Origin of the sequence: Janthinobacterium sp. 17J80-10 (assembly GCF_004114795.1) — a bacterium.
Classification (GTDB): Bacteria; Pseudomonadota; Gammaproteobacteria; order Burkholderiales; family Burkholderiaceae_D; genus Paucimonas.
Window position 1 is genome coordinate 2417804 of the sequence record NZ_CP035311.1, and the last position, 11881, is coordinate 2429684.

11 protein-coding genes are annotated in these 11881 nt (G+C 60.3%); 3 read left to right on the forward strand and 8 right to left on the reverse strand.

All coding sequences use genetic code 11. From position 1 onward, the window contains the following. Window positions 1-63: 63 nt before the first annotated feature. From rseP to rpsB, 8 genes are all read right to left on the reverse strand, one after another. The gene (rseP, locus tag EKL02_RS10770) at window positions 64-1419 is read right to left on the reverse strand and encodes an RIP metalloprotease RseP (RefSeq protein WP_128902047.1); all 1356 of its coding nucleotides are present in this window, start codon (window positions 1417-1419) and stop codon (window positions 64-66) included. Window position 1420: 1 nt separating this feature from the next. Next, complete coding sequence (gene ispC / locus EKL02_RS10775) at window positions 1421-2593, reverse strand: 1-deoxy-D-xylulose-5-phosphate reductoisomerase (protein WP_128902048.1); 1173 nt, start codon at window positions 2591-2593, stop codon at window positions 1421-1423. Window positions 2594-2605: 12 nt separating this feature from the next. Further along, window positions 2606-3424 carry a phosphatidate cytidylyltransferase gene (locus tag EKL02_RS10780; RefSeq protein WP_128902049.1) on the reverse strand — a complete coding sequence of 273 codons (819 nt, stop codon included), beginning with the start codon at window positions 3422-3424 and terminating at the stop codon, window positions 2606-2608. Continuing rightward, window positions 3424-4182, reverse strand: coding sequence for a polyprenyl diphosphate synthase (uppS, locus tag EKL02_RS10785; protein ID WP_128902050.1), 759 nt, complete (start codon window positions 4180-4182; stop codon window positions 3424-3426). Before uppS ends, EKL02_RS10780 begins: the two co-directional genes overlap by 1 nt. Before the next feature lie 46 nt (window positions 4183-4228). Next, entirely contained in the window at window positions 4229-4789 is a 561-nt protein-coding gene (gene frr / locus EKL02_RS10790; protein ID WP_128902051.1) for a ribosome recycling factor, read from the reverse strand. 35 nt (window positions 4790-4824) lie between these two features. Next, the gene (gene pyrH, locus EKL02_RS10795) at window positions 4825-5541 is read right to left on the reverse strand and encodes a UMP kinase (protein ID WP_128902052.1); all 717 of its coding nucleotides are present in this window, start codon (window positions 5539-5541) and stop codon (window positions 4825-4827) included. Window positions 5542-5694: 153 nt separating this feature from the next. Continuing rightward, the gene (gene tsf / locus EKL02_RS10800; protein WP_128902053.1) at window positions 5695-6606 is read right to left on the reverse strand and encodes a translation elongation factor Ts; all 912 of its coding nucleotides are present in this window, start codon (window positions 6604-6606) and stop codon (window positions 5695-5697) included. A gap of 105 nt (window positions 6607-6711) precedes the next feature. Further along, window positions 6712-7461: a 30S ribosomal protein S2 gene (rpsB, locus tag EKL02_RS10805; protein WP_128902054.1), complete on the reverse strand. Its 750-nt coding sequence runs from the start codon at window positions 7459-7461 to the stop codon at window positions 6712-6714. Between the two features lie 260 nt (window positions 7462-7721). Here rpsB and map point away from each other — a divergent pair, with 260 nt between their 5' ends. Genes map through EKL02_RS10820 form a run of 3 tightly spaced genes read left to right on the forward strand, consistent with a single transcriptional unit; the run spans window position 7722 to window position 11874 of the window. Then, window positions 7722-8549: a type I methionyl aminopeptidase gene (gene map / locus EKL02_RS10810; RefSeq protein WP_128902055.1), complete on the forward strand. Its 828-nt coding sequence runs from the start codon at window positions 7722-7724 to the stop codon at window positions 8547-8549. Between the two features lie 2 nt (window positions 8550-8551). Beyond that, the gene (locus EKL02_RS10815) at window positions 8552-11104 is read left to right on the forward strand and encodes a [protein-PII] uridylyltransferase (protein WP_128902056.1); all 2553 of its coding nucleotides are present in this window, start codon (window positions 8552-8554) and stop codon (window positions 11102-11104) included. A gap of 23 nt (window positions 11105-11127) precedes the next feature. Next, entirely contained in the window at window positions 11128-11874 is a 747-nt protein-coding gene (locus EKL02_RS10820; RefSeq protein WP_128902057.1) for a pseudouridine synthase, read from the forward strand. Window positions 11875-11881: the final 7 nt, after the last annotated feature.

The window sequence follows — 11881 nt, forward strand, 5'->3', positions numbered from 1 at the left end:
AGCAGTCGTTCGTTTTCAATTTTCTTGTGTAGCAATGCGCAAAGCCCGCAAGACAAGCCGGGCTCAGGACATGAGGCGCACGATGTCGTTGAACACCGCCACCGCCATCAATGCCATGAGAATGCCGACGCCGGCGCGTTGCGCAATTTCTCCCACTCGCTCGGACAAGGGTCGTCCGGTCAAAACTTCCAGCGAATAATACAGTAAATGGCCACCGTCCAGCACCGGAATGGGTAGCAAATTCATCACACCCAGGCTAATGCTGATGAGGGCAATGAAGCTCAGGTAACTGATGATACCGATGCGCGCGGTCTGGCCAGCATAATCCGCGATGGTGATCGGCCCGGAGATATTTTTCCATGACAGCTCGCCAACCAGCATTTTACCAAGCATTTTCAGCGTTAACACACTGGAATCCCAGGTACGCTGCACTGCCTTGGTGACTGCCGCGAATGGCGGCGAACTAGCCGTGACCATTTCCGGCGCCACCGGGATTTCAACCTGGATCTGGCCGATGGTCTTTCCGCCCTGCTCGCGCGCCAGCGGCGTGACTGCAAGGTCCAGCTCGCGGCCATCGCGCAGCACCCGCATGCGCAAGGATTTTCCGGGCGATGCCCGCACCAGCTCGATCAGTGCCACGCCATCCTTGATCGCCACGCCATCCACTGCAAGGATCACGTCGCCTTGGCGAAAACCTGCCATCATCGCAGGACCATTTTCCGCAAGCTTGCCGAAAATCGCGCGCGGGCGGGCCAGGTCCAGGCCGAGTTTGCCAAGAAAATCGCCTTCCAGGTCCTGCGCACCAATGCTGTCGAGCGGCAGCGTTACCGTGTAGGAAGCCGTGTCTGTCCGGGTACGTCGCACCTCCAGCACGGCAGCCTGTTTCGCCACTGCGAGCTGGATCAGTTGCCAGCGCATGTCCGACCAGATCTGCACGGGTTCGCCATTGATGGCCGTCACCAGTTCGCCGCCGCGCAAGCCTGCCTCATGCGCCGCGGTGCTGGCCGGCACGGTTCGCAGCAGCGGCGCCGGCTCTGGAATGCCGTTGATGTACAGGCCCGTGAAAATGACGATCGCCAGCAGAAAATTTGCCAGCGGACCAGCCGCCACGATGGCGATGCGCTTCCAGACGCTTTGCCGGGTGAATTCGCGCGCCAGGTCTTCCGGCGGCAGGCCCGAGACATCTTCTTCGCGGGCGTCGAGCATCTTCACATAGCCGCCGAACGGCAGGGCCGACAGCGCCCATTCGGTGCGGTCCGGCCCGATCCGGCGCGACCAGAGGACCTTGCCCATGCCGACCGAGAAGCGCAGGACCTTGACACCGCACCAGCGCGCGATCCAGTAATGGCCCAGCTCGTGCACCACGATCAGGGTGCCAAGGACGAAAATGAACGCGAGTAGGGTCTGCAGCAGGTTCATGTCATGCTATGAGGCAGTCGCGTGCCAGGCGGCGCGCTTCGCGGTCTTGTTCGAGCAAGTCTTCGAGACCGGAAACGGCGCGCCCTGGCAGCCTGTCCATCACCCTATGTATGAGTTGATCGATTTTCCGAAAGCCGATTTCCCGGTCCAGGAATGCCTGGACCGCCACTTCATTGGCGGCATTCAATACCGCAGCGGTCGAACCGCCCTCGTTCAGCGCATCATACGCCAGCTTCAGGCAGGGAAAACGCTGAAAATCCGGGGCCAGGAAATGCAGCTGCCCTATTTTAACCAGATCTACCGGTTCCACGCCTGAGGCGATGCGTTCCGGATAAGCCAGTGCGTGCGCAATCGGCGTGCGCATGTCGGGATTGCCCAGCTGGGCCAGCAGCGAGCCGTCGACATACGACACCATGGAGTGGATCACGCTTTGCGGATGGATCAGCACCTCGATCTTCTCGGCAGGCGCGCCAAACAGCCAGTGCGCCTCGATCACTTCCAGGCCCTTGTTCATCATGGTGGCCGAATCGACCGAAATCTTGCGCCCCATGACCCAGTTCGGGTGGGCCACGGCTTCTTCCGGCGTGACCGCTTCCAGGGTTGCGACATCGCGCCGCAGGAATGGCCCGCCGGATGCGGTCAGGACAATCTTCGCCACGCCATGGTCTTCAGGAGCGCGGCCAAAGGATTGCGGCAGGCACTGGAAAATTGCATTGTGCTCGCTGTCGATCGGCAGCAAGGTGGCGCCATTCTCGTTCACGGCGTCCATGAACATCTGGCCGGACATGACCAGCGCTTCTTTGTTTGCCAAAAGCAACTTCTTGCCGGCACGCGCCGCTGCCAGGCTTGGCTCCAGGCCTGCCGCGCCGACGATTGCCGCCATGACGGTGTCGCATCCGGCAGCGCTGGCCACCGCGCACAAGGCATGCTGGCCGTATTCCACCTGGGTCGGCAACCCCATTTCGCGCAACAGGTCCGCAAGTTCTTTCGCCGCAGCAGCGCTTCCCACTACCGCCACCTGGGGGCGAAATTGCCGGCACTGCTGCGCCAGCTCCGCCACCCTGGAATGCGCAGTCAGCGCGAAAACACGGTAACGGTCGGGATGACGCGCGATCACGTCGAGGGTGGATACGCCGATGGAACCGGTCGATCCGAGGATGGTAATGGTTTGCATGCTGAATGAAACTTAAAACCGGGAATGGAAGAGCATCGCCAGCGGCAGCACCGGGATCAGCGCATCGATGCGGTCAAGAACGCCGCCGTGCCCGGGCAACAGATTGCTGCTGTCTTTCATGGCGGCGCGGCGCTTCAGTTGCGACTCCACCAGGTCGCCAACGACGCTGGCCGCCACCAGCAAGCTCAGCACCAGCAGCCAGCCCACCCAGCCCCAACTGGCTTGCAGGCGCGCGGAAAACGTCCCTTGCAGCGCCGGCGTCATGACGCACAGCGCGCTCAGCAGCAGTACTGCCACCCCGCCGCCGATGGCGCCCTCCCAGGATTTGCCGGGTGAGATCGACGGCGCCAGCTTGCGCTTGCCGAAAGCGCGCCCGGAAAAATAGGCGCCAATGTCCGCGACCCAGACGATCGCCATCACCGACAGCAGGTACAGGGGGGAATACTGGTACAGGTAAAGGATCGCAACGAAGCAACCGAGGATGGCAATGCAGTAAAGCGCCGCGAGAAGACGGTTGCGCACGCCATCCAGCGGCGGCAATCCGGTCCCCAGGGAAGGCACCAGGCGCAACGCCCAGATCGCCACGCAGGCAATAAAGAGCAGCGAAGGAGAAAAATTACCCTGGTAAAGCACGATCACGCCGAACGCGATCGTCCAGATGACCGCGCCGACGACCGGCTGGCGATTACCGAACAGGCGGAAGGCTTCCCACATGGCCGCCCCAAGGAAGACTGCCGCAACGATGACGAATGCCAGGAAAGAACCGGAATAGACGACAAGCAAGAGCAGCGCAAGCAGGGCCAGCGCCGTGAGAACGCGCGTTTTCAGCATCAGGAAGCTTTCTTGTGCTCGACCAGCTGGGCGCTGGTGCGTCCAAAACGGCGCTCGCGCTTCTGGTAGGACGCAATTGCCAGGTCCAGCGCAGCCGCGTCGAAATCAGGCCAGAAGGTATCGGTAAAATACAGCTCGGAATAGGCCATCTGCCACAGCAGGAAATTTGAAATGCGCTCTTCGCCGCCGGTGCGGATGAACAGGTCAGGCTCAGGCGCATACGCCATGGCCAGGTGCGGCGCCAGCATCTCTTCGGTAAATTCGGTAACGCCCGGATTGGCCTCCGCCATCTTGCCGGTGGCTTGCAGGATGTCCCAGCGGCCGCCATAGTTGGCGCAGATGGTCAGGGTCAGGCGCGTGTTGCCGGCAGTCTTGCGCTCGGCGTCGGCAATCATTTTTTGCAGCTTGGCGTCGAAACGCCCGAGGTCGCCAACGACCTTCAGGCGGATGCCATTGACATGCATCTTCGCCACTTCCCGTTCCAGAGCGCTGACGAAGAGCTTCATCAAAAAGGAGACTTCATCGGCTGGACGCCGCCAGTTTTCCGAGCTGAAAGCAAACAGGGTCAGGTACCCCACCCCACGCGAAGCGCATGCCTCGACGATGTCGCGGACAGTCTCCACGCCCTTGACATGGCCGGCGACGCGCGGCAGGAAGCGCTTGGTCGCCCAGCGCCCGTTGCCGTCCATAATCATGGCGATATGGCGCGGCACTGAAGCGGCCTCGGGAATCCCGTGTGTGGAACTCGAATGCGTCATGAAAACCATGCCAAATATATATTAGAAGAAATAACTATACCTGCATTTAAACGGTCATGATTTCTTTTTCTTTGTCACTGATCAATTTATCAATTTCAATCACAAATTTGTCGGTCAGTTTCTGCACTTCATCCTGGGTGCGGCGCTCATCGTCTTCCGAGCAAGCCTTGTCCTTGACCAGTTTTTTCAGGGCTTCATTGGCGTCACGGCGGATGTTGCGAACGGCAATTTTTGCATCTTCGGCTTCGCCCTTGACCATCTTGACGATTTCCTTGCGGCGCTCCTCGGTCAGGGGCGGCGTCGGCACGCGGATCAGGTCACCCTGGGTAGAGGGATTGAAACCCAGGTCGGATTCGCGAATGGCTTTTTCGACCACGGCGACCATTTTCTTTTCCCATGGCTGCACACCGATGGTACGGGCATCGACCAGCGTAACATTGGCCACCTGGGTCAACTGCGTCGGGGTGCCGTAATAATCCACCATGATATGGTCGAGAATGCCAGGGTGGGCGCGCCCGGTGCGCACCTTGGCCAGGTTGGCCTTCAGAGTCTCGATGGACTTCTGCATTTTCTGATCGGCGTTTTTCTTGACGTCGGCATTACTCATGCTGCTCTCCTTGCTTGCAACGAATTAATTACAAATTACAAATGAACCAGTGTGCCTTCGTCTTCACCCAGGACGACGCGCTTCAATGCGCCCGGCTTGACGATGGAAAACACCTTGATTGGCAACTTCTGGTCGCGGCACAAGGCAAACGCGGTGGCATCCATGACTTGCAGGTGCTTGGAAATTGCCTCATCAAAGGTAATGGTGGCGTAGCGTGTGGCGCCCGGGTCCTTTTTCGGGTCGGCGCTGTAGACGCCATCCACCTTGGTCGCCTTCAGGACGATTTCGGCGCCAATCTCGGAACCGCGCAATGCTGCTGCGGTGTCGGTCGTAAAAAAGGGATTGCCGGTGCCGGCAGCGAACACGACGACCTTGCCTTCTTCCAGGTATTGCAGGGCTTTGGGGCGAACGTAGGGCTCCACCACCTGCTCGATGCCGATTGCCGACATGACGCGGGCGGTGAGGCCGACCTGGCGCATGGCATCGGCCAGTGCCAGCGAATTCATGACAGTGGCAAGCATGCCCATGTAATCGGCAGTGGCGCGGTCCATGCCCTGCGCTCCCGGCGCCACGCCCCGGAAGATATTGCCGCCGCCGATCACAATCGCCAGCTCCACGCCAAGCCGCGCCACTTCTGCCACATCCGCCACCATGCTCTCGATGGTGGCGCGATTGATGCCGTAGGCGTCGTCACCCATCAGGGCCTCACCGGAAAGCTTGAGAAGGACGCGCTTGTAGGCAGGTTGTGTCATGGGCTGGGCTCCTAGGGTAATTCCGGATTGAATGATACTTTACTGATACTGCATTACTTTAACGCATACACTGCATGCCTGCATTGTCATACAGGCATGCAGCAGACTTAAAAAAACGGGCCTTTCGGCCCGCCTTTTGCCTTACCGTATAACTTAAGCCTGCTTGGCTGCCGCGACTTGGGCGGCCACTTCGGCAGCGAAGTCGTCCTGCTTCTTTTCAATGCCTTCGCCAACCACGAACATCGTGAAGGCTTTCACGCTGGAACTGGTTGCCTTGAGCATTTGCTCGACGGTTTGCTTGTCGTTCTTGACAAACGCCTGGTTGAACAGCGAGACTTCCTTCAGGAATTTCTGCACCGAACCATCGATACGCTTGGCAACGATTTCAGCCGATTGCGGGGTCTTGCCTTCCGCCTTGGCCTTTTCCGCATCTTCAGCCGCTTTCAGGCTGGCAACCGAACGCTCTTTCTCGATCAGGTCGGCCGGCACTTGCTCGGACGACAGCGCGACCGGCTTCATCGCGGCGATGTGCATTGCCACATCCTTGCCGACTTGCTCATCAGCACCGTCAAATTCGACGATGACGCCGATGCGGGTGCCATGCAGGTAAGAAACCAGCTTGGAAGCGGTTTCAAAGCGCTGGAAACGGCGGATCGACATGTTTTCACCGATCTTGCCGATCAATGCAGCGCGCACTTCGTCGACGGTCTTGCCGTCCAGCGGCAGCGCCGACAGCGCAGCCACGTCGGCCGGATTGTTCTCGGCGACCAGCTTGGCCACGGTATTGGCCAGGGCGATGAAGTCATCGTTCTTGGTCACGAAATCGGTTTCACAGTTGACTTCAACCAGGGCACCAACACCACCGCTGATGTATGCAGACACCACGCCTTCGGCGGTCACGCGGGAAGACGCTTTGGAAGCCTTGCTGCCCAGCTTGACGCGCAGGATTTCTTCAGCCCTTGCCATATCGCCTTCGGCTTCGGTCAGGGCCTTTTTGCATTCCATCATCGGCGCGTCGGTCTTCGCGCGCAGTTCACCCACCATCGCTGCGGTAATTGCCGCCATATCGTTCTCCTTCAATTAACGTCCTGCCGGACGTGGAAAATATTTACAAAAAAGGGGCGAACCGCGGTTGCCCCCTTGGTTAAAGCCTGACGGCCTCTGAGCGGCTTAAGCCTGCTCGTTGACCTCGACGAACTCGTCGCCGCCAGCCTTGACCGCTTCAACAACGTCGTTGACGGCGTTGGCACGGCCTTCCAGGATGGCGTCGGCCACGCCGCGCGCATACAACTGGATCGCTTTGGAAGAGTCATCGTTACCCGGGATGACATACGCCACACCTTCCGGCGAGTGGTTGGTATCGACCACGCCGATGACCGGGATGCCCAGCTTGGCGGCTTCGGTGATCGTGCCCTTGTGGAAGCCGACGTCGATCACGAAAATAGCGTCAGGAATGCCACCCATGTCCTTGATGCCGCCGATGGATTTTTGCAGCTTTTCCATTTCGCGGGCAAACATCAGTGCTTCTTTCTTGCTCATCTTTTCGACCGAACCGTCGGCGATGGCAACTTCCATATCCTTCAGGCGCTTGATCGAGGTCTTGATGGTCTTGAAGTTGGTCAGCATGCCGCCCAGCCAGCGCTGGTCGACGAAAGGCACGCCGGCGCGCTGCGCTTCAGCGGCGATGATGTCGCGGGCCTGGCGCTTGGTACCGACCATCAGGATGGTGCCGCGGTTGGCCGACAACTGGCTGATGTACTTCATCGCTTCCTGGTACTTGGCCAGGGTTTTTTCCAGGTTGACGATGTGGATCTTGTTGCGATGGCCGAAGATGTACGGTGCCATCTTGGGGTTCCAGAAGCGGGTTTGGTGACCGAAATGGATGCCGGCTTCCAGCATTTCACGCATAGTAACTGCCATGTTTTTCTCCAGGGTTAGGACTGGAATCCGCCCAGTCACCCGGCCGCAAGACTTGCAGAGACGGGCACCCTTGGCGGGCGGATTCGCGATTTAAAAAAAGATAACTTGGCTTGTCGTCCAAGCTAACCCGAGATTCTACCTTAATTTTGCCCCGCACTTCAAGTCCGGGGGCTTTGCTGGGCGACTAATGGCCGACTCGTCTATAATCGCCTATTGACTACTTACCTTTGCGCGTTTTTTTCGCAATTTGCCGGACCACCATGATCTCCATCAAAACTCCCGAAGATATCCAGGGCATGCGCGTTGCCGGAAAACTGGCAGCCGAAGTGCTTGACTACATTACCCCCTTTGTCAAACCCGGGGTCACCACGGGCGAAATCGACCGCCTTTGCCATGAATACATGGTAAACGTGCAAGACAGCATCCCGGCGCCCCTGAACTACTGTCCGCCAGGCTACACGCCTTACCCGAAGGCGATCTGCACCTCGGTCAATGACGTGGTCTGCCACGGCATCCCGGGAGACAAGGTGCTCAAGCCCGGCGACGTCGTCAATCTCGACATCACCGTCATCAAGAATGGCTACCATGGCGACACCAGCCGCATGTTCTATATCGGCGAGCCCTCGATCCTGGCGCGCCGCCTGACCGAAACCACCTACGACTGCATGTGGCTGGGGATTGCCCAGATCAAGCCGGGCGCCCACCTCGGCGATATCGGCCACGCCATCCAGGTGCATGCCGAAAAAGCCGGCTACAGCATCGTGCGCGAATTTTGCGGCCACGGCATCGGCAAGGTCTTCCACGAAGACCCGCAAGTCCTGCATTATGGCCGCCCCGGCACCCTGGACCGCCTGGAAGCCGGCATGATTTTCACGGTGGAACCCATGCTGAATGCCGGCCGCCGCGAAATCCGCGAGATGGGCGACGGCTGGACCATCAAGACCAAGGATCGCAGCCTGTCGGCGCAATGGGAACACACGGTCCTGGTGACCGAGACCGGATTCGAAGTCCTGACCGTCTCCCCCGACATGCCGGCGCCACCCGCCTTCATCACCCAGCCGGGATCGGCTGGCGCGGCAGGCGCGTAACAATGGCGTCGGCCGCGCTCATCCTCAAGGAAAAGCTCAAGGCCGAGCGGCAGGCCATCGTTGCCGCTTTCGATGCGGACCCCAAGCCGGACCGCCTGCTGGCCAGCCTGCGGCGCTGCGTTGACGGCGTCCTCACGGAAGCGTGGAATTCCTTCGGCTTCCCTGGCAATACCGCCCTGGTTGCGGTGGGCGGCTATGGCCGCGGCGAGCTGTTCCCGCATTCCGATGTGGACGTTCTGGTGCTGCTCGGCTCAGCGCCCGATGCGCAGCTGCAGGGCAAGCTCGAGGAACTGGTCCAGCTATTCTGGGATATCGGCCTGGAAATCGGCCACAGCATCCGCACGATCGACGAATGCCTGACCGAGTCTGCGGCCGACATCACCGTGCAAACCAGCCTGCTGGAAGCGCGCGTCGTCACCGGCAACCGCAAGCTGTTCCGGGCCTTGTGCGAGCGCCTGCATGCGGCGATGAACCCGCAAGCCTTCTTCCAGGCAAAAACCCTGGAAATGCGGCAGCGTCACGTCAAGTATGAGGATACGCCCTACAGCCTGGAGCCCAATGTCAAGGAAAGCCCGGGCGGCTTGCGCGACCTCCAGGTCATCCTCTGGGTAGCCAAGGCTGCAGGACTCGGCGACTCCTGGCGCAAGCTCGCCGAGCGCGGCCTGATCACCGCCACCGAGGCGCGCCAGCTGACGCGAACCGAGCGGATCTTCAAGGATATCCGTATCCGCCTGCACCTGCACACCCGGCGCCGCGAAGACCGCCTGGTGTTCGACGTGCAGACGCCGGTCGCCGAATCCTTTGGCTTCAAGGCCACCGAAGAGCGCCGCGCCAGCGAATATCTCATGCAGCATTACTACTGGGCCGCCAAGGCAGCAACCCAGCTGAATACCATCCTGGTGCAAAACATCGGCGCGCAGCTGTTTCCGCAACCCGCCGAACCGCATCCGGTCAATGAACGCTTCAATGAAGTCAACGGCTTCCTCGATATCGCCGGCGACGACACCTTTGACACCACGCCTTCGGCCATGCTGGAGGTATTCCTGCTGCGCGCGCTGCATCCGGAATTCAAGGGCATGACGGCGCGCACCATGCGCGCCCTGTGGCATGCGCGTTTCCGCATCGACGGCGGCTTCCGCCGCGACCCGGTCAACCGCGCGCTGTTTTTGCAGATTATCCAGGCGCCGCAGGGCATTACCCATGCCCTGCGCTCCATGAACCAGACCAGCATCCTCGGACGCTACCTGCCGAATTTCCGCCGCATCATCGGCCAGATGCAGCATGACCTGTTCCATGCCTACACGGTAGACCAGCACATCCTCATGGTGGTGCGCAATGTGCGCCGCTTCACCATGACAGAGCATGCGCATGAATACCCGTTCTGCAGCCAGCTGATGGCCGATTTCGCCCAGCCCTGGCTGCTCTACATCGCCGCCCTCTTTCACGACATCGCCAAAGGGCGCGGCGGCGACCATTCGAAACTCGGCATGGCGGATGCACGCCGTTTCTGCAAGGACCATGGCATCTCAAAAGACGACACAGAACTGGTGGTATTCCTGGTCGAGCAGCACCTGACGATGTCGCAAGTGGCGCAAAAGCAGGACTTGTCCGATCCGGACGTCATTGCTGCCTTCGCCAAAAAGATGGGCGATGCGCGCCACCTGACCGCGCTCTACCTGCTGACGGTGGCCGATATCCGCGGCACCAGCCCGAAGGTATGGAACGCCTGGAAAGGCAAGCTGCTGGAAGACCTGTACCGCATGACCCTGCGCGTGCTTGGCGGCGAAGCCCATTCGACCGACCGCGAACTGAAGAACCGCCAGGAAGATGCGCTCAAGTCGCTGCGGCTGTACGGTTTGCCGGAAAATGCCCATGAAATGCTGTGGCGCCATCTGGATGTCGCCTACTTCCTGCGGCACGACGCCTCCGACGTCGCCTGGCAGACGCGCGCGCTGTACGACAAGACGGAAAGCCCGGTACCGGTGGTCAAGTGCCGCCTGGCGCCGATCGGCGAAGGCCTGCAGGTGACCGTCTATGTCAAGGACCGTCCCGACCTGTTTACGCGCATCTGCGGCTATTTCGACTGCAAGAATTTCAGCATCATCGACGCCAAGGTCCACACCACGCGCCATGGTTATGCGCTGGACACCTTCCTCGTCACCGAGCCAGCCTTCGCCGCCAGCTACCGCGACATCATCAGCCTGATCGAACACGACTTGACGCAGGACCTGCAGTCAGACCAGCCCATGCAGGCGCCGTGCAAGGCACGCCTGTCGCGCCAGTCGCGCACCTTCCCTGTTACGCCGACGGTTGACCTGCGCCCGGACGAGCGTGGCCAGTACTACCTGCTGTCGGTATCGGCGAACGACCGCAACGGCTTGCTGTATTCGATCGCCAATGTGCTGGCGCGGCACAAGCTCAATTTGCACACCGCCAAGATCATGACCCTGGGCGAGCGCGTCGAGGACGTCTTCCTGGTGGATGGTCCCGTCCTTGCCAATGCGCGCAGCCAGATCCAGCTTGAAACCGACCTCCTCGAAGCATTGCGCGTGTAATTCATTTTCAAACGGTATCACCCATGACAGAACCCCTACGTCTTTCCAAGCGCATGTCCGAACTTGGCCTGTGCTCGCGCCGCGAAGCCGATGAATGGATCGCGCGCGGCTGGGTGCGCGTGGACGGCAATATCGTCTCTGAGCTCGGCAGCAAGGTCTTGCCGCAGCAGCGCATCACCATCGAGCGCCAGGCCAGCGCCGAGCAATCCAAGCGCGTTACCATCCTGATCAACAAGCCCATGGGCTTTGTCAGCGGCCAGGCCGAAGATGGCTACAAGCCGGCCGTCGTGCTGGTCAACGGCGAGTCGCGCTGGGCCGAAGACAAGTCGCCGGAACAATTCCATCCCAAACAATTGCGCAGCCTGGTGCCGGCCGGGCGCCTGGACATCGATTCGGTGGGCCTGCTCGTCCTGACCCAGGACGGCCGTGTTGCCAAGCAATTGATCGGCGAAGACACGGCGATCGAAAAGGAATACCTGGTACGGGTCAAATACGGCAAGCCCGGCAAGCTGCCGGAGTCCGAGCTGAAGTTGCTCAACCATGGCCTGTCGCTGGATGGCAAGAAACTGCTGCCGGCAAAAGTGGAATGGCAAAACGACGACCAGTTGCGCTTCATCCTGCGCGAGGGGAAAAAACGGCAGATCCGCCGCATGTGCGAGGCGGTCGGACTGAAGGTGCTGGGCTTGAAGCGGGTACGCATCGGCAACGTCAAGCTGGGCAACCTGCCCACCGGCCAGTGGCGCTATCTCGGTGCAGACGAACAGTTCTGAGGTACAT

What these genes read in the sequence shown, in the direction of transcription:
- tsf (WP_128902053.1), bottom strand. Translation starts at nt 6,606, where the DNA reads ATGGCGGCAATTACCGCAGCGATGGTGGGTGAACTGCGCGCGAAGACC.
- EKL02_RS10780 (WP_128902049.1), bottom strand. Translation starts at nt 3,424, where the DNA reads ATGCTGAAAACGCGCGTTCTCACGGCGCTGGCCCTGCTTGCGCTGCTC.
- rpsB (WP_128902054.1), bottom strand. Translation starts at nt 7,461, where the DNA reads ATGGCAGTTACTATGCGTGAAATGCTGGAAGCCGGCATCCATTTCGGT.
- EKL02_RS10820 (WP_128902057.1), top strand. Translation starts at nt 11,128, where the DNA reads ATGACAGAACCCCTACGTCTTTCCAAGCGCATGTCCGAACTTGGCCTG.
- EKL02_RS10815 (WP_128902056.1), top strand. Translation starts at nt 8,552, where the DNA reads ATGGCGTCGGCCGCGCTCATCCTCAAGGAAAAGCTCAAGGCCGAGCGG.
- pyrH (WP_128902052.1), bottom strand. Translation starts at nt 5,541, where the DNA reads ATGACACAACCTGCCTACAAGCGCGTCCTTCTCAAGCTTTCCGGTGAG.
- rseP (WP_128902047.1), bottom strand. Translation starts at nt 1,419, where the DNA reads ATGAACCTGCTGCAGACCCTACTCGCGTTCATTTTCGTCCTTGGCACC.
- ispC (WP_128902048.1), bottom strand. Translation starts at nt 2,593, where the DNA reads ATGCAAACCATTACCATCCTCGGATCGACCGGTTCCATCGGCGTATCC.
- frr (WP_128902051.1), bottom strand. Translation starts at nt 4,789, where the DNA reads ATGAGTAATGCCGACGTCAAGAAAAACGCCGATCAGAAAATGCAGAAG.
- map (WP_128902055.1), top strand. Translation starts at nt 7,722, where the DNA reads ATGATCTCCATCAAAACTCCCGAAGATATCCAGGGCATGCGCGTTGCC.
- uppS (WP_128902050.1), bottom strand. Translation starts at nt 4,182, where the DNA reads ATGACGCATTCGAGTTCCACACACGGGATTCCCGAGGCCGCTTCAGTG.